The sequence below is a fragment of the Polynucleobacter sp. 31A-FELB genome, from assembly GCF_018882405.1.
GTDB lineage: Bacteria > Pseudomonadota > Gammaproteobacteria > Burkholderiales > Burkholderiaceae > Polynucleobacter.
The window spans coordinates 20,047-42,580 of sequence record NZ_JACVOO010000014.1 but is presented as its reverse complement, the minus strand read 5'-3'; the positions used below and the strand labels follow the sequence as shown (position 1 = coordinate 42,580).

24 protein-coding genes and 2 tRNA genes are annotated in these 22,534 nt (G+C 46.8%); 13 read left to right on the top strand and 13 right to left on the bottom strand.

Translation table 11 applies throughout. From position 1 onward, the window contains the following. Positions 1-32: 32 nt before the first annotated feature. The 9 genes from ICN30_RS08935 to acs all read right to left on the bottom strand — a co-directional run bounded on the left by ICN30_RS08935 (position 33) and on the right by acs (position 8,436). Entirely contained in the window at positions 33-257 is a 225-nt protein-coding gene (locus tag ICN30_RS08935; protein ID WP_216274962.1) for a hypothetical protein, read from the bottom strand. A gap of 9 nt (positions 258-266) precedes the next feature. Next, complete coding sequence (locus tag ICN30_RS08930; protein ID WP_216274960.1) at positions 267-2,678, bottom strand: DUF748 domain-containing protein; 2,412 nt, start codon at positions 2,676-2,678, stop codon at positions 267-269. Between the two features lie 13 nt (positions 2,679-2,691). Further along, complete coding sequence (locus ICN30_RS08925; RefSeq protein ID WP_216274958.1) at positions 2,692-3,039, bottom strand: winged helix DNA-binding protein; 348 nt, start codon at positions 3,037-3,039, stop codon at positions 2,692-2,694. 175 nt (positions 3,040-3,214) lie between these two features. Next, positions 3,215-3,517 (bottom strand): YciI family protein, encoded by a 303-nt coding sequence (locus tag ICN30_RS08920; RefSeq protein ID WP_216274956.1) that lies wholly within the window; start codon positions 3,515-3,517, stop codon positions 3,215-3,217. Positions 3,518-3,613: 96 nt separating this feature from the next. Next, positions 3,614-4,186, bottom strand: coding sequence for a phasin family protein (locus ICN30_RS08915; RefSeq protein ID WP_216274953.1), 573 nt, complete (start codon positions 4,184-4,186; stop codon positions 3,614-3,616). 298 nt (positions 4,187-4,484) lie between these two features. Further along, positions 4,485-5,774, bottom strand: a complete 1,290-nt coding sequence (locus tag ICN30_RS08910; RefSeq protein WP_216274952.1) for a type II toxin-antitoxin system HipA family toxin — start codon at positions 5,772-5,774, stop codon at positions 4,485-4,487. Then, positions 5,774-6,025, bottom strand: a complete 252-nt coding sequence (locus tag ICN30_RS08905) for a type II toxin-antitoxin system Y4mF family antitoxin (RefSeq protein WP_216274951.1) — start codon at positions 6,023-6,025, stop codon at positions 5,774-5,776. Before ICN30_RS08905 ends, ICN30_RS08910 begins: the two co-directional genes overlap by 1 nt. Positions 6,026-6,312: 287 nt before the next feature. Continuing rightward, positions 6,313-6,403, bottom strand: a tRNA-Ser gene (locus tag ICN30_RS08900). 59 nt (positions 6,404-6,462) lie between these two features. Continuing rightward, positions 6,463-8,436: an acetate--CoA ligase gene (gene acs / locus ICN30_RS08895; RefSeq protein WP_216274950.1), complete on the bottom strand. Its 1,974-nt coding sequence runs from the start codon at positions 8,434-8,436 to the stop codon at positions 6,463-6,465. A gap of 167 nt (positions 8,437-8,603) precedes the next feature. Here acs and ICN30_RS08890 point away from each other — a divergent pair, with 167 nt between their 5' ends. From ICN30_RS08890 to ICN30_RS08870, 5 genes are read left to right on the top strand one after another with little or no spacing between them, the layout of a single operon-like run. Continuing rightward, on the top strand, positions 8,604-10,127 hold the full coding sequence (locus tag ICN30_RS08890; protein WP_216229274.1) for a fumarate hydratase: 1,524 nt from the start codon (positions 8,604-8,606) through the stop codon (positions 10,125-10,127). A gap of 49 nt (positions 10,128-10,176) precedes the next feature. Beyond that, on the top strand, positions 10,177-10,983 hold the full coding sequence (gene murI / locus ICN30_RS08885; protein WP_216274949.1) for a glutamate racemase: 807 nt from the start codon (positions 10,177-10,179) through the stop codon (positions 10,981-10,983). Further along, positions 10,980-11,675 carry an energy transducer TonB gene (locus ICN30_RS08880; protein WP_216274948.1) on the top strand — a complete coding sequence of 232 codons (696 nt, stop codon included), beginning with the start codon at positions 10,980-10,982 and terminating at the stop codon, positions 11,673-11,675. The genes murI and ICN30_RS08880 overlap by 4 nt, the downstream gene beginning before the upstream one ends. A 5-nt stretch (positions 11,676-11,680) precedes the next feature. Then, entirely contained in the window at positions 11,681-12,373 is a 693-nt protein-coding gene (locus tag ICN30_RS08875) for a MotA/TolQ/ExbB proton channel family protein (RefSeq protein ID WP_216274947.1), read from the top strand. A gap of 2 nt (positions 12,374-12,375) precedes the next feature. Beyond that, the gene (locus ICN30_RS08870; protein ID WP_216274946.1) at positions 12,376-12,789 is read left to right on the top strand and encodes a biopolymer transporter ExbD; all 414 of its coding nucleotides are present in this window, start codon (positions 12,376-12,378) and stop codon (positions 12,787-12,789) included. Here the strand turns inward: ICN30_RS08870 and ICN30_RS08865 are convergent. Both ICN30_RS08865 and ICN30_RS08860 read right to left on the bottom strand, forming a co-directional pair. Then, complete coding sequence (locus ICN30_RS08865; RefSeq protein WP_255533189.1) at positions 12,786-13,229, bottom strand: hypothetical protein; 444 nt, start codon at positions 13,227-13,229, stop codon at positions 12,786-12,788. The two genes, ICN30_RS08870 and ICN30_RS08865, sit on opposite strands and share 4 nt — an antisense overlap. A gap of 21 nt (positions 13,230-13,250) precedes the next feature. Next, a tRNA-Leu gene (locus ICN30_RS08860) sits at positions 13,251-13,339 on the bottom strand. Positions 13,340-13,472: 133 nt separating this feature from the next. Here ICN30_RS08860 and ICN30_RS08855 point away from each other — a divergent pair. From ICN30_RS08855 to ICN30_RS08825, 7 genes are all read left to right on the top strand, one after another. After that, positions 13,473-15,938, top strand: coding sequence for a penicillin acylase family protein (locus tag ICN30_RS08855; RefSeq protein ID WP_216274945.1), 2,466 nt, complete (start codon positions 13,473-13,475; stop codon positions 15,936-15,938). Positions 15,939-16,009: 71 nt separating this feature from the next. Then, positions 16,010-16,417: a surface-adhesin E family protein gene (locus ICN30_RS08850; RefSeq protein WP_216274944.1), complete on the top strand. Its 408-nt coding sequence runs from the start codon at positions 16,010-16,012 to the stop codon at positions 16,415-16,417. Between the two features lie 10 nt (positions 16,418-16,427). Further along, positions 16,428-16,829, top strand: a complete 402-nt coding sequence (locus tag ICN30_RS08845; protein WP_216274943.1) for a hypothetical protein — start codon at positions 16,428-16,430, stop codon at positions 16,827-16,829. A gap of 48 nt (positions 16,830-16,877) precedes the next feature. After that, on the top strand, positions 16,878-17,732 hold the full coding sequence (purU, locus tag ICN30_RS08840) for a formyltetrahydrofolate deformylase (protein ID WP_216229266.1): 855 nt from the start codon (positions 16,878-16,880) through the stop codon (positions 17,730-17,732). 23 nt (positions 17,733-17,755) lie between these two features. Beyond that, positions 17,756-18,109 (top strand): CidA/LrgA family protein, encoded by a 354-nt coding sequence (locus tag ICN30_RS08835; RefSeq protein WP_216274941.1) that lies wholly within the window; start codon positions 17,756-17,758, stop codon positions 18,107-18,109. Continuing rightward, positions 18,106-18,831, top strand: coding sequence for an LrgB family protein (locus tag ICN30_RS08830; protein WP_216274940.1), 726 nt, complete (start codon positions 18,106-18,108; stop codon positions 18,829-18,831). Before ICN30_RS08835 ends, ICN30_RS08830 begins: the two co-directional genes overlap by 4 nt. Before the next feature lie 14 nt (positions 18,832-18,845). Continuing rightward, entirely contained in the window at positions 18,846-20,435 is a 1,590-nt protein-coding gene (locus tag ICN30_RS08825) for a gamma-glutamyltransferase family protein (protein WP_216274939.1), read from the top strand. A 5-nt stretch (positions 20,436-20,440) separates the two neighbouring features. Here the strand turns inward: ICN30_RS08825 and ICN30_RS08820 are convergent, their stop codons facing one another. After that, the gene (locus ICN30_RS08820) at positions 20,441-20,632 is read right to left on the bottom strand and encodes a hypothetical protein (protein WP_216274938.1); all 192 of its coding nucleotides are present in this window, start codon (positions 20,630-20,632) and stop codon (positions 20,441-20,443) included. Positions 20,633-20,860: 228 nt separating this feature from the next. On the opposite strand from ICN30_RS08820, the gene ICN30_RS08815 reads away from it, so the two are divergent. Further along, positions 20,861-21,205 carry a BrnA antitoxin family protein gene (locus tag ICN30_RS08815; protein WP_216274937.1) on the top strand — a complete coding sequence of 115 codons (345 nt, stop codon included), beginning with the start codon at positions 20,861-20,863 and terminating at the stop codon, positions 21,203-21,205. On the opposite strand, the gene ICN30_RS08810 is transcribed toward ICN30_RS08815, so the two are convergent. Next, a complete protein-coding gene (locus ICN30_RS08810; RefSeq protein WP_216274935.1) occupies positions 21,202-22,527 on the bottom strand; it encodes an ATP-dependent RecD-like DNA helicase in 1,326 nt (441 codons plus the stop codon). The genes ICN30_RS08815 and ICN30_RS08810 overlap by 4 nt on opposite strands. Positions 22,528-22,534 lie beyond the last annotated feature (7 nt).

Here is a 22,534-nt window from a genome sequence, read left to right as displayed (position 1 = left end):
CTCAAGTGAATTTATCAAGGGTAAACCCTAGATTAGATTACGGATGGGGATGGCTTATCGCCTGGTGGGAGAGAGTAATCCAACTTGCGCTCATAAACGCGTGCCTTGAAGCAGTCGTTGTAGCCTTTGCTGCCAATTTGCCAACCAATGGAAGTGCAATCATCTTGGGCTGCTGACTCAATAGAGCCACATCCAGTCAAGCCAATGGCAGTAATTGATACAAGAATGGCAAGAGAGCGAAAAGTAGTTGAATTCATACCTCAAGTCTACTTGATTCTGACTTCAACTTCGAGGGGAACCCCCTCCTTCCCTGCGCCAACCGCTTTGACTTCACCCAAACTAATTCGATCATTTAGCCCAGGGTTGCTTTTCACCATGAAGTTCTGCGCTAACTTGGCCCGATTTTTGGCCAAGGTCCTCAGATCTTCTTCCGTCACCGGAATGCTGGCAATGAGCTCTGCATGAAGCTGTTCATTGCGTGCTGCACCTTCAGGCAAAGTAATTAAGCGCTGACCCAATTTGATTCTGCCGACATATTGAGCGTAGGCCGACTTCAAGCCAGACTGAACCTTCGTATCAGATAAATCTGGCGCAGGAATAGGCTCGCTAGGGGGTGTGTTGATTCCAGCCGCCATCAGAATTGCGAGATCTGCAGTTGCACGCGCTAAAGCCGTTTTATCCGCATCAGGGTCATAAGTTCCCGCGAGCTCTAAAGTCGCATTCGGTTTTTTGGCTAGGAAGTCGCCAAACTTCTCTAAGCGATCCTGGTCAGGAGGCAGATAGACCGCCTCACCCAATACTGCATTCACCCCATCATTGGCACCCATTCCCAGAAGCGCGCCCAATGCCCTAAATGGCGCAGTGGCGACATTAGTCAGGACGTTACTGATTGCCTGCCATACCAAACCACTTGCACTGAATTCTGGAGAATCTACATTGCCAGCAATATTGATCGTGACATCAATCGTGTCGTCAGAATCTTCGAGCAAAGCAATCGCTAAACCCAGCGGTAATTTTTTACCTTGAAAATCCGGCACTTCATCGCCAAGCTCAATCTTCTTAATGACGATTTGATTGCCACCTTTTAGCTCGCCGTCCTTGGCGCTGTAATGCAGATTTAAATTGATTCGGCCGCTAGCAATTTGATAGCCAGCAAATGTCATGACCGCAGGATTAAATGCATTCAGCGGAATATTTTTAAAGCTCAGTGTCACGTCGTTATTACGCCGTGGGTCATCAAATGCAATCTGACCCTTACCTCGAATTGACCCGGATTCCGCCAGAACCCCATCTAAAGTCATCACTGATAAATGACCTGGAAGATTGCTGACATTCGCAAAGGTGGCATTGAAGTTTCTTAATTTGACCTTGAAATTCGGCTTCATAGCCAGATCAGCAAATTGCATTTCGCCTTCGCGCAGTTTCAAGGCCTTGATATCCAGAGCAAAAGTGGATTTATCTTTTACTGCTGTCGATAACTTCTCCACATCAGAAGCCTCTACGCTTGGCTTTGAAAATAAACGTCGGAAATTAGAGAAGCCTTTGTCATCAATCTCAAACTGGAGTAGCGGTTGATGAATAGATACTTCATTAGCAATAAAGCTGGAACCAGACTGCTTTGAGCTCCGATAGATAAATTGACTCAGATCCCCCGACTTCCACTTCATGAGGGATTGCTTTTGCCCTTGCTCAAGCAAGTCCAGATCCAGCAAATGCAGATCTCCAGATACAGCGAGATCATCACCCTTCAAGCTGATATCTACAGCAGATTGAATGACCCCACCTTTAGCTTGCAACTCTTTATTAACAGGGAGCAACCCGACGAAAGGTGCAATCGAAAGATTTTCTACTTGGACTTTACCTGCGATAGATTTATCGGACTTCAAGTCCCAATGGGAGCTGATGCGTCCATCATCAATCTCTAGATCAAGATGAGCGCCCATGGTATCTGGCGCAGGATTATCCAAGGCACCCTTAATGGCCATATGTTTAAAGGCAATTTTTTTATTTAGGCCAGGCAAAGTAAAGTTCAGCGCGCCCAAATTCAATCCGTACTGACCGCGAACGCCATTCACATCACCTCGGTTATCGTAGTTTGCAATATCGAGCAACTCGATGGAAAGTGGCTTCAGCTGTTCATTCAATTTTTTACTAGGGTCCGATATCTCTAAAGCGGCATTCGAGACCTTGAATTCATCAACTGAAATCTTGAGATTCTTTTTTGGCACAGCCGGATCAGCCGGAGGTGCATTGCGCGCAATAGCAGCAATCAATTCCTGCCAATTCCACTCTCCCGCCTTACCTGCGGCAGCATGTCTTTCCAGCTTAATGCTCGGCTCATCAAAAAGAATCTCATCGAATCCCAGCTCCCCAATCAAGAGACGGGACCACTTCAGCATCACCACTGATTTCTTTAGCTCGAGTAACTTCACTTGCCGTCTATCGATCAATCGCAAACCATCAATCTCAACCCGCAATCGCAAAGGAGAAATACTAAGATCTTGATAGGAGATCTCATAACCAATCTTTTTTCCATATGCCTCTACTGCATTCTTGATGGCGCCAGGAACCCAAAGATGGCAAGCGCCCCAAAATAATGAGATCACAGCAGCAAATGCCACAAGGATACGAACCAGCCAAATACGGAGGCATGCAGTCTTAAACAAGATGGATTGCATCAACTTGGAGTTCCTAGACAAATATTTCATATCTATCTGCGCAGACAATTGGGCGCAATGCTCTAGCGTGCTTCTGCATCTTTACTATCCCATAATTGGACATTGTCTTGAGGGTTCGAGAAAGATTGCCCTGCTTTCGCCCAGTTAATTCGGCTAACTCAGAGATGGAAATCGGCTTTGATTCGCGAATGACGTTGAGTAGTGCACGATTTTCGTCACTTAAAACTTGAGCCAAAGAACGCATGGAAGTAAACCATATCTTGGGATCACTGGGTTGAACTCGAAGTTGACCCTTGGCTATCATCAGCACACGCTGACGCATTTCTTGCTGAGATGCAATTCCTATCTTAATAACTTTCATTCATCCCTCGCCAAACTCAACACTCTATCGACATCTTCCTGATCCAAGATCTGCCCATGCAGATCCAATAAAACATGCGTGCCTAGTAATTTCATTACCTTAACATATCAACTAATGATATACCAAAAGTAACAGCCCTACTGCGGTCTAGGTTGCTGCGTACTAATTAAGACTTCTATGCAGGCGGAAATCCTACCTTTTGTGTCCACCCATTATTGAATGCATGAATCACTGGCTTTTCATAGACACCGGCTTTAGTGAATGGCTCATCTGCCAACCAAGTCTCAACATCTGCTTTGCTTGGGAAATCCATCACCAGCAAGCTACCTACCGTGGTCTTGCCATCTTCCGATGTCAGCGGTCCAGCAAAAGCCATCTTGTCTGCAAGCTTACCTAGATAGGCGCGATGCTCTGGACGTACTTGAATGCGTAGTTCTGCAGTACCGGGACGATCCATTAAAAGGATTGCAAAGATCATGATTTCTCCTGTTGAGCTCTAAACCTAGATCTTACGGCAAGCAGAAAAAGAAAAACCGCCCGTAGGCGGTTTCTCGTGCAAAGCTATTAAAACGAATTAAGCAGCTTTACGGCTTTTTGCAGCTGGCTTAGCTACAGCGTATTGGCCTTGAACGTTAGCCAATGCAGCGTCGATACTTTTCTCAAAGTTTGCGAAAGCGTCAGTTGCTGAAGCGCGAACTTGGTCAAACTGTTGGAGTGAAGTTTCGAATGCAGTTTTGAATGCAGATACAAATGCCTCAGAACCAGCAGGAGCTGTCTTAGTAGCTTCTTTAACAAACTTAACCATGTCAGCACGTGCGTCATCAATAGAAGCTTCAACAACTTGAGCAACTTCTTTGTTACCGTTACGTACAACTTTGTTTACTTTAGCTTGGTAAGCAGCAGCGTACTTAGCAGCTTCTTGAGCTGTTTCTGGCTGAGCCAATTTTGCCAACTGTTGTGCATCTTTAACTGCCAATAATTGTGCGCTTGCATCTTGAGCAACAACTAAAGCATCTTTAGCAGCGGCTTGGTTGATTTCAGCTAATTCTTTTGCACTTTCAACAGCTACTTGAGCCAAGTACTTAGCGTTTTCAACAGCTTTAGCTTGAGCTTGTGAAATTTGGTCGTTTAATTGATTCTGGAACATGATGTTTTCCTTAATAAATAAATGGGTTTAATTTGTTGCGATGCACCATTGTAAAAAGTTTTTTGTTGCACTGCAAGAATTATTTGCGGCAACGCAACAAAAAGTCAAAAAACCCCTTTATTTGATTAAAAACAGGGGGTTGAGGACCTAAATAATTTGGTGATTGAGGTCAATTTAGGGAGGAAATCAGACAAAAACAATGAAAAAACCACCCGAAGGTGGTTTCAAACTACTGGCGGAAGCGGGGTCCACTTTCACCTATTTAGTAGATGTAAATTGATAAACCATCATTATTTGATTAGTCCGCCATTGAGAAACGTTTGGCCACCGCTGAACAACGATCTTCAATCAATAAACCCATTTGGCCAAGAATTGGATGGCCCCAGCCCTTAGCCTCAAACTGGGCTTGCAATCCTTTTGCCAAATTAGGTAACTGACCAGCGATCTCCAGCACCCTTCTTTTTAGTTGGGGCGCACCTAACTGGGCTGCTTCAGCCATCTGCACCCAATGGCGCGCATGCAATTCATCAAAGCGGTATTTGCTACCAATCTTCATTGCCATGCTATCGCTAAGGTCTGGATAGACTGCTGTTGATAAAACATCATAAAGTGGCGCTAATTGAACTCCACTTTGGCTGTAGAGCAATGAAAAGTTCTTTGCGTGTGCATCGTTATTACCCACCAAGCAATTAAAGATAATGTAATCCAGTAGCCTCAAAAGATTAGGCGCACTTGGGGTGGTTACTTTGCGCACCAATGCAAATCCGTCAGCAATAGTTGGTCCACCCTCATTCTGGTATTTGAACTCAGGCGCAACACCTAGGGCCTGACAGAAGTCCTCTTGATGTAATCGCCTTAACTGCCCATCATCTAGAAAGCGGTCATAGCGCTCTACTAGTAAATATGTTTTATCTTTTGTTCGGCCAATCTTGGCTGTGGCGGCATCTAGCTTTAGCTCCCTGGCTAGTGCAAGACAAAAAGCTTCGTTATAGACACTGCCATCAACGCCCGATATCTCCGGCTTGAGAATGTATGAGCTTGGGATATTGTTCTTTGGCAAGCCAGTTTCGAAACGGATCAGGCCATCTTTATCCAATACCTCTCTGGCAACTACTGGCAACTTCTCCTGGGCTCCGGCAAGCGATAATCTCAGGCCAGCTTCTCCAGCGAGCAATGGTCGCTTAGGCAACTTCTCCAGCACCGCAATCAATTGATCTTCTTCTAGCCAATCTATAGAGTCAATTGCATGCGCTTCTACCGGAGGTGTTTGACCAGGCTCCAACAAAATCAAGGCACCCGCACATTCACCCCCAATGCCATCTAATAATGCGAAATCATTTTTGCTCGACACCTTTAAGATGTTAGCTACTGCGGCACGTTTATCACCCTCAGGCAATAAGCCAGCAAAAAAAGGTTTCGCAATCTTGTCGTCAAATGACCCAGTGCGTAACGGCAAAGATTGAGAGAGTGGCTTAGCGTTTTTTGATTCCAACCACTCAGGCAAATATCGAAAAGATAGATAGCCCTCATCTTGAGCTAGAACCCCTGCGCACTTGCCAAAAAACCAGACGTTGAGCTCTCGAACCATTAGTACACTCCCTCTTGTTTATTACTAATGAAGGAGTCCATGCCCTCCACGCTCAATACGCCACCCAAGGCTTGAAGCACTCTGAGAATATTTTCCAACCTGAGGGTGGATTTGCCAGCCTCTAGCTCAACAATGAACCTTACCCCCACATTGGCGGCTAGCGCCAATTGCGGCTGCGTTAGCTTTAGGCGCTTGCGCGTCTCCCGCACCAAGCGGCCTAGATCTAGAGAGTTTTGTATCTGTGTGCTCATAAATATTTCCTGATCGGGAAATTTTACTGTAATTTGCCTGTTTTTTCAACATAATTTCCTGATCGGGAAATTTATTGCTATTTTGCTTAAATTATAAGCATATATTCCCGATCGGGAAATATTATTTTACATCTGCAATCTTATGCATTTCAAATAAAAGTGTATTGTTGGGCAAATAAATCTTCATGGTCAAAAAATTTAGACCATGTTTTGCTGGTGGGTAGAGCGGTAGGTAGAAAGCCCTCAAAAAGAAAGAGCCCCGTGGATAGGGGCTCTCAGGGTGCTACTGGCGGAAGAGGCGGGATTCGAACCCGCGGTAGGCTATTAACCTACGCACGCTTTCCAGGCGTGTGACTTAAACCGCTCATCCACCCTTCCGTACAGCCATTGATTATACGTTTGCCGGAAGGGTTGCCTCTAAAAGCGTGATGAACAACTTATACGGACTCTTTGAGCTGCTCCAAAATGGCAGGATTTTCGAGGGTTGAAGTGTCTTGGGTAACCTCTTCACCTTTCGCAATCACGCGCAGCAAGCGACGCATGATCTTGCCAGAACGGGTCTTAGGTAAGTTATCACCAAAGCGAACATCCTTCGGCTTAGCGATTGGACCAATCTCTTTACCAACCCAGTTACGCAACTCGGTCGCAATCTTCTTAGCCTCGTCACCTGTTGGGCGACCACCTTTGAGAACTACGAACACGCAAATTGCCTCACCAGTCAGCTCGTCTGGACGACCTACAACTGCAGCCTCTGCAACTAATGGATTTGCAACTAAGCAAGACTCAATCTCCATTGTTCCCATACGGTGACCGGAAACGTTCAATACGTCATCGATACGACCAGTGATAGTGAAGTAACCGGTATCTTTATTGCGGATCGCGCCGTCACCTGCAAGATACAAGTTGCCACCCAACTCTTCTGGGAAATAAGACTTCACGAAACGATCCGGATCATTCCAAATCGTACGAATCATTGAAGGCCATGGACGTTTCACAACCAAGATACCACCTTGACCATTTGGAACGTCTACACCAGCCTCATCCACAATCGCCGCCTGAATACCTGGCAATGGCAATGTGCATGAACCTGGAATCATTGGTGTTGCACCCGGCAATGGTGAAATCATATGACCACCAGTTTCGGTTTGCCAGAAGGTATCTGCGATTGGGCAACGTGAGCCACCCACATTCTCGTAGTACCACATCCACGCTTCTGGATTAATAGGCTCACCTACAGAACCTAAGAGGCGCAATGAAGACAAGTCATAGCTCTTTGGATGCACCGCTTGATCATTGCTAGATGCTTTGATCAATGAACGAATCGCTGTTGGAGCTGTATAGAAAATCGTTGCCTTGTGTTTCTGGATCATGTCCCAGAAACGACCAGCATTTGGATAAGTTGGAACACCTTCAAACACGATCTCAGTAGCGCCAACTGCGAGTGGGCCGTAAGTAATGTAAGAGTGACCTGTTACCCAACCGATGTCAGCAGTACACCAGAAGACATCATTTGGCTTAATGTCAAAGGTCCACTTCATTGTGAGAATCGCCCACAATAAGTAACCACCAGTGGAATGCTGAACGCCTTTTGGCTTACCAGTAGAACCTGATGTGTAAAGAATAAATAATGGGTGCTCAGCGCTTACCCACTCTGGCTCACAAGTAGTCGCTTCATTAGCAACGATTTCTTGCATCCATACATCGCGACCTGCCTGCATAGGAACATCAGTGCCAGTACGCTTGCTCACGATCACATGTTTAACCTTAGGACATTCGCCTGTAGAAAGGGCTTCGTCACAAATTGCCTTCAATGGCAATGCTTTGCCGCCACGGAACTGGCCATCAGCAGTAATCACTGCTACTGCACCAACGTCCATAATCCGATCACGCAATGCTTGGGCAGAGAAGCCGCCAAACACAACAGAGTGAATTGCACCAATACGAGCACACGCTTGCATGGCAACAATACCTTCGATAGTCATTGCCATGTAAATGATGACGCTGTCACCAGACTTGACGCCCATCTTGCGCAGTGCGTTTGCCATTTTGCAAACGCGCTCAAGCATTTCTTTATAGGTAACTTTAGTAACAGTGCCGTCATCAGCTTCAAAGATGATGGCGGTCTTATTGCCAAGGCCATTTTCAACCTGGCGATCTAAACAGTTGTATGACGCATTCGTTGTGCCATCTTCAAACCATTTATAGAAAGGCGCTTTGGATTCATCAAGAACTTTAGTGAACGGCTTTTTCCAGAAAATGTTTTCTTTTGCAAGACGACCCCAGAAACCGTCATAATCACTATTAGCTTCAGCACAAAGCTTGTTGTAAGCTTCCATTCCAGGAATGGCGGCAGATTTAACAAAGTCTGCTGGTGGGTTAAATACGCGGTTTTCTTGCATCAATGGTTCCATGCTTCACAGCCCTTCTATTCAATAATCAGTCGTCTTTTTCCGCAAAAACAGCGCAGAGTTAGGGAAACGCATCCCCAAGAGCTAATAAGATAAGTGAAAACACGCTAGATTTGCTCTATGGCAAACCCTTAAAATAGAAGAAACCTTACTCAATCAAGCCTAAAACCATGACAAATATCAAACAAAACGACCTTATTCAAAGCGTTGCAGACGCATTTCAGTTCATTTCTTATTACCACCCAAAGGACTTCATCTCCGCCATGGGTAAGGCTTATGAGCTTGAGCAAGGTGCCGCAGCCAAGGATGCGATCGCTCAAATCTTGACCAATAGTCGTATGTGCGCAGAAGGCCACCGCCCTCTCTGCCAGGACACTGGTATTGCAGTTGTTTTCCTCAAAATTGGTATGAACGTCCAATGGGGCGATGCCACAATGAGCGTCACCGAGATGGTGAACGAGGGTGTGCGCCGGGCTTACATGAACCCAGACAACCCATTACGCGCCTCAGTTTTGACTGATCCAGCGGGTAAACGCAAGAATTCAGGGGACAACACCCCCGCCGTCGTTCATTACGAAATCGTCCCAGGCGACGATGTCGAGGTCATTTGTGCTGCCAAAGGTGGCGGCTCCGAGAACAAAGCCAAGATGGTCATGCTCAACCCATCCGACTCCATCGTGGATTGGGTACTCAAAACTGTTCCAACCATGGGTGCAGGCTGGTGTCCTCCTGGCATTTTGGGCATTGGTATTGGCGGAACCCCAGAAAAAGCCATGTTGATGGCCAAAGAGTCCTTAATGGGCCCTGTAGATATTCAGGAGTTGATTGCTCGCGGCCCCCAAAATCGCATTGAAGAATTGCGTTTGGAGATTTTTGATAAGGTGAACAAGCTTGGTATTGGCGCTCAAGGTTTGGGTGGCTTGGCTACTGTTCTTGATATCAAGATCATGGACTACCCAACACACGCAGCTTCATTGCCAGTTGCCATGATTCCAAACTGCGCCGCTACGCGTCACGTTCATTTCCATTTACATGGCGACGGCCCTGCCAAATTAGAGGCGCCTTCATTGTCTGATTGGCCAGATGTGACTTGGACTCCGGATACCAAGAAGTCGAAGCGCGTCAATTTAGATACATTGACCGCTGAAGAAGTGGCAGGCTGGAAAGAAGGCGAAACACTACTTCTCAACGGCAAAATTTTGACAGGTCGTGATGCTGCCCATAAGCGCATTCAGGACATGCTCGCTAAGGGTGAAGAATTGCCGGTGAGCTTTAAGAACCGCGTGATCTATTACGTTGGTCCAGTTGATCCAGTGGGCGGTGAAGCAGTTGGCCCAGCAGGTCCAACAACTTCAACTCGTATGGACAAGTTCACTGAGATGATGCTAGCTCAAACTGGCTTGATCTCCATGATTGGTAAGGCCGAGCGTGGCCCTACCGCAATTGAAGCAATCAAGAAACACAAGTCCGCTTACCTCATGGCTGTTGGTGGCGCTGCGTACTTAGTCTCTAAAGCAATTCAGACTGCGAAGGTAGTTGGCTTTGCTGACCTAGGCATGGAAGCCATTTATGAATTCGATGTCAAAGATATGCCAGTAACAGTAGCGGTCAGCTCTGCAGGTATTTCAATGCATGAGACCGGTCCAAAGGAATGGCAAGCAAAGATTGGCGGCATTCCAGTGAAGATTGCTTAAGCTACTGATTAATTATTAAATCAGCTACCGTTCATTAAGCGACTGTTACTTGGCACTCATCGGAGTATTTGATTCTGGCGTTGGAGGCTTATCCATTTTGGATGAGGCTCTGCGCCAGCTACCCGAGCATGACTATATTTATTTAGCTGACTCCATCAATGCTCCCTATGGAGAAAAGTCCAGTGAGTGGATCGCTTCGCGCAGTATGGAGTTGTGTCAATACCTAGCAGCGCAAGGATGCGATGCGATTATGGTTGCCTGCAACACGGCTACTGCCGAAGCCATTGCGCATATTCGGGATGAGCTCAACAATATTCCAATCATTGGCGTAGAGCCGGGTATTAAACCCGCAGCAATGCAATCTACGAATGGCATCGTCGGCGTACTCGCAACCGAGGCCACACTCAAGAGCGATAAATTCACTGCCCTATTAGCTACCCTCCCCAACTGTCAATTTATTAAACAAGCTGGCGCCGGTCTAGTTCCCCTGATTGAAGCGGGACAGGCTAATGGCGAAGACACTCTGGAGTTACTTGCGGAGCATCTCGAGCCTATTCAGGATGCGGGCGCAGACACCCTAGTCTTGGGTTGCACGCACTACCCCTTCTTGCGCAAAGCCATTCGTAAATTACTTGGGGATTCAATCAACCTCATTGATACCAGCGATGCGGTGGTGCGCCAACTCAAAAGAAAACTAGAGGCACAAGGTAAGCATTTAGACGCTGATACATGCGGCTCCATTCGATTTGTCAGTAGTAAAGATGCGGAGATGTTGCATCAAATGGCACAAGAGCTCATGCAATCGGATCTAGATGGGCACAACATTGAGTCTCAATTGGTGAACTCTTTCAAATGAGCGTTTTCTTAAGTCAATTGAATGCGCGCTTGCCGTTCGATAAAACCGAACGCATCATCATTGGCATTGTTGTTGCTCTGCATTTACTCTTTTTGATTGGCTTTCAGAGTGGCATGAAGCCAGACAATGACAACAATCTTGATGACGCGCGCGTGATGGCCAATCTCGTGAGTCCTGAGGCTGCGAAACAGCCTCAAGCCGCTCCAGCTGCACCTCCACCAAAACCTAAGCAAGAACAGAAGAAAAAAACGGTGGATGAGAAATCCACGCAGGCACCTACTCCACCGCAAACCCAGCAACAGGCTGCTACCCCGCCAACACCCCAGCAATCCAAAAGTGAATCGCAAGCACCAAATGCGACAGTTGCACCAGCAACTACCTCTGGATCGAGCGGCACACCGATTCAGACTGACATTGGTAAACTGGTTGTTGTCTACCAACCCGATGCAGATGCTTACTACCCCTCCTTCTCGAAGAGATCAGGGGAGCAAGGTGAAGTAGTGGTCCGATTGATTATTGATGAATCAGGCAGTGTTGAGGATGTTGCTTTATTGCGTTCAAGCTCATTTCCGAGGTTAGATCGAGCAGCAACTGAGATTGGTCGTCGTTATCGCTTTAAACCATTTTTAGTAAATGGTTCACCCCAAAGAATTTCTACCAACCTTTTAATTAAATTTAATTTAAAGAATTAAACATTATGAATACACCATTTGGCTTAGCAAATTTATGGCTCGAGGGCGATGCTATTACTCGCTTTGTGGCGCTAGCACTTCTCACTTGCTCGATTGTGACCTGGGTGATTTTGTTATCCCGCTTTTGGGATCTGCGTAATTTACGCAAACTGGCTCCAGAGCTTGATCAATTTTGGCGCGCTACCTCCTACGACCAAGGTCTCAATGCATTCACTAGTCATGCAAGTAACCCTTATTACCAAATTGCTAAGGCTGCGAGCGGTGCCTCTGCCCACCATCAGAGCCAATCGACCAATCATCGCGAACTCTTGCAAACATTGAACTATTCAGAGTGGATGGCCAGAAGCCTCAAGAACAGCATTGATGGTGTTGCCGCACAACTACAAAAAGGACTCACCTTCCTGGGCTCTACCGGTGCAACCGCCCCGTTTATTGGCCTGTTTGGCACAGTGTGGGGCATCTATCACGCATTAATTTCTATTAGCAGCTCCGGTAGCGCTCAGATCGACCAAGTAGCCGGTCCGATTGGTGAAGCACTCATCATGACTGCGCTTGGTTTGGCTGTAGCGATTCCAGCAGTACTTGGATTTAACGCGATTAATCGCGCTAACAAATTACTGGTGGCCGATCTTAATCGCTTTGGTAATGACCTACTTGCTTACTTTGTGACTGGCGCCCGCGTGAAGTCCGGAGAATAAAGATGTCTTTTAATCTACAAAACGATCAAGACGATAACGGCATCATGGCCGAGATCAACATGACTCCCATGGTGGATGTCATGTTGGTACTGCTCATTATTTTTATCATCACCTTGCCGGTGATTCAGCAGGCGGTAAAGGTTGAGCTGCCAAAAGCCAATAGCGTGCGCAACGAAGTCAAACCAGAGTCCGTTCAACTCTCAATTGACGCTAAAGGGCAAATATTCTGGAATAGCACGCCAATTGATTTAAAGACGTTTGATGGCTACGCAGAAAAAGCTGCTCAGAAAGAGCCGCAACCTGAAATCAATTTGCGCGCCGACAAGTCTGTGAAGTACGAATATGTTGCTCAAGTATTAGCAGCATCCCGTCGTGCTGGCCTAACAAAGCTAGGGTTTGTGACTGAACCTAACTAGGGTTTTGAAGTAGCGCATTGCTCTTGGTAAGTCTTCGTACCCTCACCAAGGGTTGCAGAGAGAATTCCGCCTTTAATTGTCTCTGCTTTTCTCAGTTGACCAGTGGCGCGATTGATTGTGATCGCAGTCATAACTGAACCAGATCCATACCGAACACCATCAAAACTCTCTGGCGGAAAGTTAGCCTCCATCGAAATCAGAACAGTCGATTCAGTAATGAGGACATTCTTAACAGTCTGTCTACCCAACTCATCAGATTGATCCAAATCTCGACCATCTACAAAGACTTTTGCCTTCTGATTTTTTGAGGCAGGAATGACTTTTAACTCGTAGGTTTCGGTGTAATTCTTTTCTGAACGCTCGCAAGTAAAAAATAGTGAGTCAGCAGCCAAACTGGGGGCGGCAGAGAGAAGCAGGAAAAGAATGTGGAGATATTTCAAGGATGCCTGAAATCAATCGATTGGTGCCCGAGGCCGGAATCGAACCGGCACGACTTTTTTGAGTCGGCAGATTTTAAATCTGCTGTGTCTACCGATTTCACCACTCGGGCTCGCACGAGCAATAAAGCCGTACTAAATAAATCAAGACAAGCAAAATTTTAGCATGCGAGTCCTATTGGCGACGGGAAGCCTGTTTTCATCAAGCTTAGGCTCTGGCCCAGGCAAACCCACTAAACTATTCCTATGAAAATATTGATGCCAAGCTCAGGACTGAAATCCCTATTTAAAGCCGTCTTTTTGCTTGGTTCTGCGGCCTTGGTATTGATCATCGCAGCTGGAGTCTTCTACTTAATCTCCGCCCAAACCAATCCCTCGGGTAAGCGCACCATTAAATCCTTAGGGGATTCAGTTGCCATCACCTTTGATGAGAGTGACATTCCGCATATTCAGGCAAAGAGCTCTTCTGATGCGCTATTTGCTTTGGGCTATTTGCATGCCAGCGAGCGTTCCTGGCAGATGGAAATTAATCGCCGTCTATCTAGCGGTCGACTTTCTGAAATCCTTGGTAAAGAAACTCTAGCGATTGATCGCTTTATTCGCACCCTAGGCATTAAGCATGCTGCTGAAAAACAATTCGATCGCTACCCTATTGCTACCAAACGATTGCTGCAATCCTACGCGGACGGAGTGAATGCCGGCAATGCTCACTTAGGTTGGGCGCTACCTGTGGAATACTTTTTAACCGGCTCTAAACCAGGTCATTGGTCGCCTACCGATAGCGTCGCATGGATGCTGATGATGGCCCTGGATCTTGGCGGCAACTGGCATAAAGAATTGCAGCGCCTTGAGCTCTCGCAATTTTTAACAACCAAGGAAGTATGGGAAGTCATGCCGGCATATACGCCAGGTGAACCGGTGAGCAATGCTGACTTTGCCAAAATGTATCGAGACATCAAGGTCTTTAATACAAACCCACTCGCCCGAGATCAAAAGTCGAAGAAGTTACCTGCAACTGAATTGGCCTTAAATGAAGTACCCGGTGGCAAAGATGGGATTGGCTCCAATAATTGGGCGCTGAACGGGAAGCTCACAGCCTCTGGCAAGCCTTTATTGGCGAATGACCCTCATCTAGGCTTATCGGCTCCAGCAATCTGGTACATGGCCCACTTAGAGGCTCCGGGCCTCAACGTCATTGGTGCAACCCTTCCCGGCATTCCGGCAGTGGTTTTGGGTAGGACCGATAAATTTGCCTGGAGCTTTACGAATACCGGTCCTGACGTACAAGATTTATATATTGAGCAGCTGGATCCAAAAAATCCTGGCGTCTATCGCGGGCCAGATGGTCCGCTTGCCTTCAAAGTTCGCCAAGAAATCATCGATATCAAAGGTGAGTCTCCCCTGCGCTTTTTAGTTAAAGAGACTCGACATGGTCCAGTAATTTCTGAATCCTACGCACGCGCAAAACGCGCGATTGATACCGATCGTTTTGTCTTAGCATTACGCTGGACTGCGTTGGATGTTGAAAACCAGTCTGTTGCCGGGCTGCTTGATATGAATCACGCTAAAGACTTAGATACATTCAAGCAAGCGCTACGCAAAAACTATGCACCAATGCAAAACGTTGTGATGGCAGATGTGGATGGCAATATTGCATTTCAGGCGGCTGGTGTTGCGCCTAAGCGCAACTTGCATCAAGGGCTGTATGGGGTAGCGCCAGCACTCGGCTGGGAGAAGCAATACGACTGGACTGGCTACGTTCCTTTCGATCAATTGCCCAATAGCGCCAACCCAGATACCAACTGGATTGCTACTGCCAACCAAAAAGTCGTGGCTGCCAACGATCCAAATCCACTCACTGGCGACTGGGATCTACCAACCCGCTACGACCGCATTGTGGATCTAATTAAAGGCAAGTCGGCACACGACCTCGCCTCCATGAAATCCATGCAGGCTGACACCCTATCCTTAGGGGCCACACCATTACTAGAACTATTCAAGTCCGCTCAATCAAAACATCCTCTTGCGCAGCAAGCAATCGAGCTCAGCAGAAACTTTGACGGTGATATGAAAATCAATAGCACTGGCGCCCTGATATTCAATGCCTGGGCCGATCAACTATCACGCAAACTCTTTGCGCGTTTAGGTTATTTGTTTACAGAAAATTATGGTGCGCGTAACTTTAGACACCCGCTGATATTGCAATTGCAAAATCCCAATAGCCCTTGGTGCAACGACCCCAAAACCGAACAAGCAGAGAGTTGTGCTGAAGCTTCAAATGCGGCGTTTGATAAGGCACTAGAGCAACTGAGCGTGCAGTTTGGCAACAATCCTAAAAATTGGGTGTGGGGTAATGCGCATATTGCCGTCTCTGAGCATCGCCCCTTAAGCAAGGTGCCATTCCTTGGAAGCCTCTTCAATTTGACGCAGCCTTTTCCTGGGGATAGCTTCAGTATCAACGTGGGGCGCCTTGAACTTCTCAGAGCCGACAATCCTTTTGAAACTAAACAGGCTCCTAGCCTGCGGACACTTTATGACCTCTCTGATTTAGAGCAATCCCTCTTTATTTATCAAACCGGGCAATCTGGCTGGGTACAGAACAAGCTATATCGAAACATGAGTGCACTCTGGGCTCGCAATGAATACCTCCCCTTGCAAATGAAACCCCAAAAGATTGGCCGACAACTGGATCTGAATATTAAGGAAAAATAAGCTGGGGAGTTTAGAATGACAACTGTAGGCTCAGATTGGGCTTGACCAATTTAATGACAACGCTACCTATTATGAAAAAAATACACGCACTCGCTATTTTTACCGCACTCTCCTTATTGCCCTTCTCCAGCAGCTTCGCAGAGTGGAAAGAATTGGGATCTAATGAGGTCATGGTGGTTTATGTAGATCCAGATACGATTAGCGACTCAGGTGAAAAAGCACAAATCATGTCGATGCTAGATTTTAAGAAGCCCGGTGTTAATCCAAAAACAAAACAGCCCGTAAGCTCAATCATTGGCATCAATGAATACAACTGTCCCGCCATTAGCTACCGCCCAATTGAATACAAAGAGTTCGCTGGCAACAAAGGTAGTGGCAAGGTAGTTTCAGACAACAAAACTCCCAATAGTGAATTTGAGCCTGTTGTAAGCGAATCTTGGGCGGCTGGAGTATTTAACGTTGTTTGTAAACGTAAATAAAAATATCAATTTGAGCACCCCTTTAAGCAGATTAAGCTCATCAGGCTGGTCTGCTTTTTGCTTATATTGGAGCTCCTCCCTTGGGGGTATTTGTATCTTCCTGAATTTAACTGGATGCGCAGCACCCTTGATGGCCTTAGGTAGCTCAGCTACTAGCGTAGCTAGCTCAGCTGGTACTGCAGCTGTATCCGTAGCGGTAGCCAACCCTTCAACGACGGCTAGCGCGATTTCCACCGCCACCACCGGGAAGTCCCCGCTAGAGCACGCCGCCTCAACAGCAACCAAGCAAGACTGCAATTTTCTGAACGCCTTAGGGCCAAAGCCTATTTGCTCTGATATTCCCGTTCCCACAATCAAAGATATGAGCGAGCCTTATCCAGGGCCAGCAGACAGCCTGCCCACTTCTAAATAAGCAGTCTAAAATTACCCCTATTAAGTAATCCCCTTTCCTATTGAAGCCATGACTACAGAAAATTACTACCTCACACTAACCTGCCCCAATCGACCAGGCATTGTTGCTGCTGTTTCGACCTATATCTTTGAATTGGGTGGCGACATTGAAGAAGCTCAGCAATTTGATGACAAAGCTTCCAAGCGCTTCTTTATGCGTGTGAGCTTTAGTTGTAGCGCTGATAGCAAAACCCTGAGGGCTGGCTTTGTAGAAATCGCCAAACGCTTTGATCTCACTTGGGACTTGCGTGCGGTCAAAGATCTCAAGCGCGTACTAATCATGGCGTCCAAGCTGGATCACTGTCTCGTAGATTTGCTCTATCGCTGGCGCATCGGTGAATTGCCAATGATCATTTGTGGAATTGTTTCTAACCATCCGCGTGAGGTATATGCCAGCATTGATTTTGCAGATATTCCGTTTTATCACCTGCCAGTAACACCAGAAACGAAGCCTGCTCAAGAAGCCAAGTTACTAGAAATCGTCGCCGATTCAAAAGTAGATATGGTGATCCTGGCGCGTTATATGCAAATCCTGTCTGATGACTTATCCACCAAGCTATCTGGACGCTGCATTAACGTTCACCACTCATTCTTACCAAGCTTTAAAGGTGCTAAGCCTTACCACCAGGCTCATGCCCGCGGTATTAAATTGATTGGCGCAACAGCACACTTTGTTACCAGCGATTTGGATGAAGGTCCGATCATTGAGCAAGATGTCACGCGCGTTACCCATGGCGACACACCCGAAGACTTAGTTCGTAAAGGCCGTGATTTGGAGCGTACTGTTCTATCACGCGCCCTTCGCTATTACCTGCATGATCGTGTTTTGATTAACGGTGCAACCTCTGTAGTCTTCTCCGATTGATCTGAGTTTCTGAGGCCCCGCCCATGATCTCCGGCCTTGTTCAAATTCTTTTATTCCAAAGCTTGGGTGAGCTTGTCTCCAAATTCGCCCTACCCACCCTTCCTGGCCCTGTTATTGGTCTGGTACTGCTGATTATTTGGCTAGTACTGCGCAAGGGAATTAATCATGAGCTCGCCATGGTGGCGGATGGCTTTAGTCAGTACCTTGGACTCTTATTCGTACCAGCAGCAGTTGGCGTGGTGCTATTTTTACCCCAACTCAAAGCCAATGCCCTAGCTATTGTGAGTGCTTTAGTTGCTAGTGTGATTTTGACAATTGCTACCACGGCAATTGTTGTTCGCTTTCTGAGTGCAAAACCGGAAAGCACTGAATCATGAGTGAAAAGCACTCGATTGTGGAGATTTGGGTTTATCTCTCGGGTAGCCCTTTATTTGCACTGTTCATCACATTGGCTGCCTATCAAATTGGCCTATCGATTTATAAAGCTACCAAACAAAATCCTTTGGCTAACCCAGTAGCGATTGCCATCATTTTGGTGGCCAGCATGATTCAGCTTATTGAGATGCCCTACTCTACCTACTTTGAGGGTGCACAATTTATTCACTTCTTGTTAGGTTCAGCAACGGTCTCCTTGGCTATACCTATCTATAGAGGCTTAAGTAGCCTGAAGGGTCGATCCCTTCCCTTGCTAGCGTCTTTACTTGCTGGTGGCTTGGTATCCATTATTAGCGCAGTGAATATCGCTAAATTGTTCGGGGCTGACTCCAGCATTACTGGAGCCATGTATCCTAAATCAGTCACCGCACCGATCGCCATGGGTATTGCTGAGCGTATTAGCGTGTCCCCAACCTTGACTGCTATCTTTGCTGTTACTACCGGAATTTTGGGAGCTATTTTGGCGCCCTTTATTCTGAATGCACTGGGAATGAAAGCTTGGTGGCAGCGTGGTTTTGCGATTGGCATTGGTGCCCACGGTATTGGCACCTCACGCGCATTTAGCATTCATCCTGAAGCGGGAACTTATGCCAGTCTCGCTATGGGCATGAACGGCGTTATTAGTGCTGTGGCTATTCCAATTTTGTATCACGTGTTTAATTAAGAGAATTTCAGACTATGTTGATATCCCCTCCCTTTGGCGGCGGCCGCGCCCCAGTCCTCGCTAAGAATGCCGTTGCTAGTTCACAGCCTTTAGCTACCCAAGCTGGCATTGAAGTTTTGCAAAACGGCGGCAATGCGGTTGATGCAGCCTTAGCTACAGCAATCACGCTTACCGTAGTTGAGCCCACGATGAATGGCCTTGGTGGTGATGGCTTTGCATTGATATGGGATGGCAAGAAACTCCATGGCATGAATGCCTCTGGTCGTGCCCCAGCAGCTTGGACACCAGACTACTTTGCCGGTAAAGCAGCAATGGACCTCATTGGTTGGAATACCATCACTGTGCCTGGCATGATTTCTGGATGGATTGAGTTATCTCGCAAGTTTGGCAAGCTACCTTTTGCACAACTCTTTAAGCGCGCAATTGATTATGCAGAAAATGGCTTTCCAGTCTCACCTGTAATTGCCCGCCAGTGGCGTGAAGCGATTCCGATTCTCAAAAATCAACCGGGCTTTACTGATTCATTTTTAATTGATGGCAAAGCACCTACTGCTGGACAACTCTGGCGCTACCCTGCGCAAGCTAAAACCCTTCGCGAAATCGCCGACACTGAAGGTGAATCTTTTTACACGGGCAAGTTAGCTCAAAGCATGGTCGACTTTGCCCAAAGCACTGGTGGCTGTTTCACAATGGCCGACTTTGCCAATAATCAAACTGAATGGGTTGAGCCTTTAGCCTTTGATTATGGTGACTACACCCTCCATGAGATTCCGCCGAATGGTTCCGGCATCGTGGCACAAATGGCACTCGGTATTTTGCAGGCTGCCAATGTCAAGCAATACCCAGCCAACTCAGCGCAACGTATTCATCTTCAAGTAGAAGCGATGCGCATTGCCTTTGCAGATGCATACGCTCATGTATCTGATGCCAGCACCATGAGGGTCCCAACAAGCAAATTGCTAGATAGAGATTATTTGGCTAGTCGTGCCGCACTAATTAATCACAATCAAGCGGGTAGCTATGGTGCTGGAGATCCCCATGCTGGAGGTACCGTTTACCTTTGCGCCGCAGATGAATCCGGCATGATGATTTCTTATATTCAGTCGAACTTCAAGGGCTTTGGTTCAGGTGTTGTTGCTCCGGGTGGCATTGCATTCCATAACCGCGGCATGAGCTTTAGCTTGGCGGATGGTCACCCGAATCAAGTTGCACCAGGTAAGCGCCCTTTCCACACCATCATTCCGGCATTCTTAACCAAGGGTAATCAGCCCGCAATGGCATTTGGTGTGATGGGTGGCAATATGCAGCCACAAGGACATATTCAGTTTGTGATGCGTTTTGTAGATGAGTACCTCAACCCACAAGCCTGCTCAGATGCACCCCGCTGGAGAATTGATGATGTGGGCAAACTGACTGTGGAGGCTTCCATGCCAGCCGCTGTAGTGGACGGATTAAAGGCGATGGGACATGAAGTTATGGTGATGCCAGCCAACAGCTTGGACTTTGGTAGTGCTCAAGCTATTGCGCTATTGGGTGAAGAAACTAAAGATGCTTACATAGCTGGTAGTGACCATCGCCGCGATGGATTGGCAGCTGGGTTCTAAAAAGCTCACCACTCCAGCTCTTGATCCTCTAGATTCAGGAAATCACCCAAACGTAAATAGTCGTCGCCGTCCCTGGTGATCGCTTTTGAACTTTCGCTCCAACCCACTCTAGGCACCACCCTCTCCGAAGGAAGTGTCTTTGAAATGCCGCGCCTTGAGTCAAGGAGTTCATCATGGCCGGTAAGATCTTTTTTCATATTAATAGAACGGAGTGAGCAACCCGAGAAATTTTAATGGGGCACCACCGCTCAACCCCTTCTGAATAAATCCCACTCTTTCAATCATGGGTTAATCAACCCAAGCACTTTTGTAATTTCTCTATTTGATAAGATTTGTATCAATCAATCAATCAATAACAACACCTTACTAAAAGTGCCATTTCTGTGAAAGTGGCGAAATATTAAAACTCAAGAGCGAGGAAAGCGATGATCGCAAAAAGTAAGAAGGTAAAAATAGAAAATTCTGCGGAGGCCTGGGAAAGTGGTCAGCTAGGTAGCGACATCAAGCATGCGAGAGCTGTTGATAAAAAAATCGGCACTCAAATTGATGAGGCGCTGGGGCTACAAATGATCTCCATCAGACTAGAGCAGGACTTGATTGAGTCTTTTAAGCTCTTGGGCGCCAAATACGATATGGGCTACCAACCTCTTATGCGTGAGGCCTTAAAACGATTCGTAGAGGGTGAATTTAAGCTAATTGCCAGCGAAGCACTGGAAAAGCAGCGGGCCGAGAAACAAAAGACTGGCAAGAGAATGGCAAAGGCAGCTTAACTAGGCAAACAGTTCATGTAGAAACGCTTCACCTCTTGATCACAGCTCACATCTTTGGGCTGTATAGGTCGCTCAAGAGTGATGCCCTCAATTGAGGTGCAGCGACTCAGGGCCACGTAGACCTGCCCCGATGCAAACGCTCCTGAAGATAAATCGACTTTGATCTTATCGAGGGTTTTGCCTTGACTCTTATGAATAGTGACAGCCCAAGCTAACATGAGCGGAATCTGCACAAAGGTACCAATGATGTTTGGTGAAATCCTTCCAGACATCATGTCATGGTCATAGCGATAAGACTCCCACTGGTGACCTTTGACTTCAACTGTATTTGAGTATGGTCCGTTCTGTACCACGACCTTTACTGTATTGGGCAGCAATTCGCGAACGACGCCAATAGTGCCGTTTACCCAACGCTTAGGAAAATTGCTATCCGTTGCCGTAAACATGACCTTTGCGCCAACTTTTAGAGTCAGATGATTTGGTGATGGCAAGTTGCGATCATCCACATTGAACTTACCCGTGCTGTTACCGGTGTAGACCTTGGCTTCAGTCGTTAATGCTCGAAGACCTGCGCCATTAATTTGGTCTGCGCGTGCGTTAGTTGTTGTTAAGGTGATCGTTTGCTCATCAGCCTCTTTATTAGTTTCATAACAAACAGCATTTAAGGTGTCGAGCGCTTCATCAATGTCTTGGTTTATGCGGATTTGATTGAGTAAGCCTGCAAAGTGCGCATCTTTTTGACGGAAGATCTTGGATAACTCCACCATAGTCACATCTTTACGATGCAAGGCCATGGCGCAAAAGAAATAAGGACCCTCGTAACCACGCTCAGAGAGCACCTGCATATCAGCATTGGAGACCACAGGAGGTAACTGGAATAAATCCCCCACAAACATCACCTGAATGCCGCCAAAGGGTTGGCTCTTATGTGGGCCGTTAGCACGCAAGAACAAATCCATCGCATCGACCACATCTGCTCGCACCATAGAGATCTCATCAATGATGAGTAGACGAATATCTTTGTAGAGGCGCTTGTCTTTTAAAGGCTTGATATCTTCTTCCGGGAATATCAAACGGGGTGGCAAACGAAAGAAGGAATGAATCGTGACACCCTTGACTTGTAACGCAGCTACGCCAGTAGGCGCCACTACCACTACGTTGCCAGGAATGTTCTCACGTAGATAACCAATTAAGGTGGTCTTACCAGTGCCTGCTTTACCACTCACAAAGATATAGGGGTCGTGACGCTCAATAGCGTCGATTACATCCTGGTATTCAGGAGTAATTTCAATAGCGGATGGATCGACTACAGGATTGGTCATCCCCTAT

Coding starts and splice junctions, on each gene's coding strand:
- ICN30_RS08870 (WP_216274946.1), top strand. CDS start 12,376: ATGTCTTTTAATCTACAAAACGATCAAGACGATAACGGCATCATGGCC.
- ICN30_RS08850 (WP_216274944.1), top strand. CDS start 16,010: ATGAAAAAAATACACGCACTCGCTATTTTTACCGCACTCTCCTTATTG.
- acs (WP_216274950.1), bottom strand. CDS start 8,436: ATGGAACCATTGATGCAAGAAAACCGCGTATTTAACCCACCAGCAGAC.
- ICN30_RS08925 (WP_216274958.1), bottom strand. CDS start 3,039: ATGAAAGTTATTAAGATAGGAATTGCATCTCAGCAAGAAATGCGTCAG.
- ICN30_RS08815 (WP_216274937.1), top strand. CDS start 20,861: ATGATCGCAAAAAGTAAGAAGGTAAAAATAGAAAATTCTGCGGAGGCC.
- ICN30_RS08920 (WP_216274956.1), bottom strand. CDS start 3,517: ATGATCTTTGCAATCCTTTTAATGGATCGTCCCGGTACTGCAGAACTA.
- purU (WP_216229266.1), top strand. CDS start 16,878: ATGACTACAGAAAATTACTACCTCACACTAACCTGCCCCAATCGACCA.
- ICN30_RS08930 (WP_216274960.1), bottom strand. CDS start 2,678: ATGCAATCCATCTTGTTTAAGACTGCATGCCTCCGTATTTGGCTGGTT.
- ICN30_RS08905 (WP_216274951.1), bottom strand. CDS start 6,025: ATGAGCACACAGATACAAAACTCTCTAGATCTAGGCCGCTTGGTGCGG.
- ICN30_RS08830 (WP_216274940.1), top strand. CDS start 18,106: ATGAGTGAAAAGCACTCGATTGTGGAGATTTGGGTTTATCTCTCGGGT.
- ICN30_RS08915 (WP_216274953.1), bottom strand. CDS start 4,186: ATGTTCCAGAATCAATTAAACGACCAAATTTCACAAGCTCAAGCTAAA.
- ICN30_RS08910 (WP_216274952.1), bottom strand. CDS start 5,774: ATGGTTCGAGAGCTCAACGTCTGGTTTTTTGGCAAGTGCGCAGGGGTT.
- ICN30_RS08890 (WP_216229274.1), top strand. CDS start 8,604: ATGACAAATATCAAACAAAACGACCTTATTCAAAGCGTTGCAGACGCA.
- ICN30_RS08880 (WP_216274948.1), top strand. CDS start 10,980: ATGAGCGTTTTCTTAAGTCAATTGAATGCGCGCTTGCCGTTCGATAAA.
- ICN30_RS08875 (WP_216274947.1), top strand. CDS start 11,681: ATGAATACACCATTTGGCTTAGCAAATTTATGGCTCGAGGGCGATGCT.
- ICN30_RS08825 (WP_216274939.1), top strand. CDS start 18,846: ATGTTGATATCCCCTCCCTTTGGCGGCGGCCGCGCCCCAGTCCTCGCT.
- ICN30_RS08820 (WP_216274938.1), bottom strand. CDS start 20,632: ATGAAAAAAGATCTTACCGGCCATGATGAACTCCTTGACTCAAGGCGC.
- ICN30_RS08855 (WP_216274945.1), top strand. CDS start 13,473: ATGAAAATATTGATGCCAAGCTCAGGACTGAAATCCCTATTTAAAGCC.
- ICN30_RS08810 (WP_216274935.1), bottom strand. CDS start 22,527: ATGACCAATCCTGTAGTCGATCCATCCGCTATTGAAATTACTCCTGAA.
- ICN30_RS08935 (WP_216274962.1), bottom strand. CDS start 257: ATGAATTCAACTACTTTTCGCTCTCTTGCCATTCTTGTATCAATTACT.
- ICN30_RS08835 (WP_216274941.1), top strand. CDS start 17,756: ATGATCTCCGGCCTTGTTCAAATTCTTTTATTCCAAAGCTTGGGTGAG.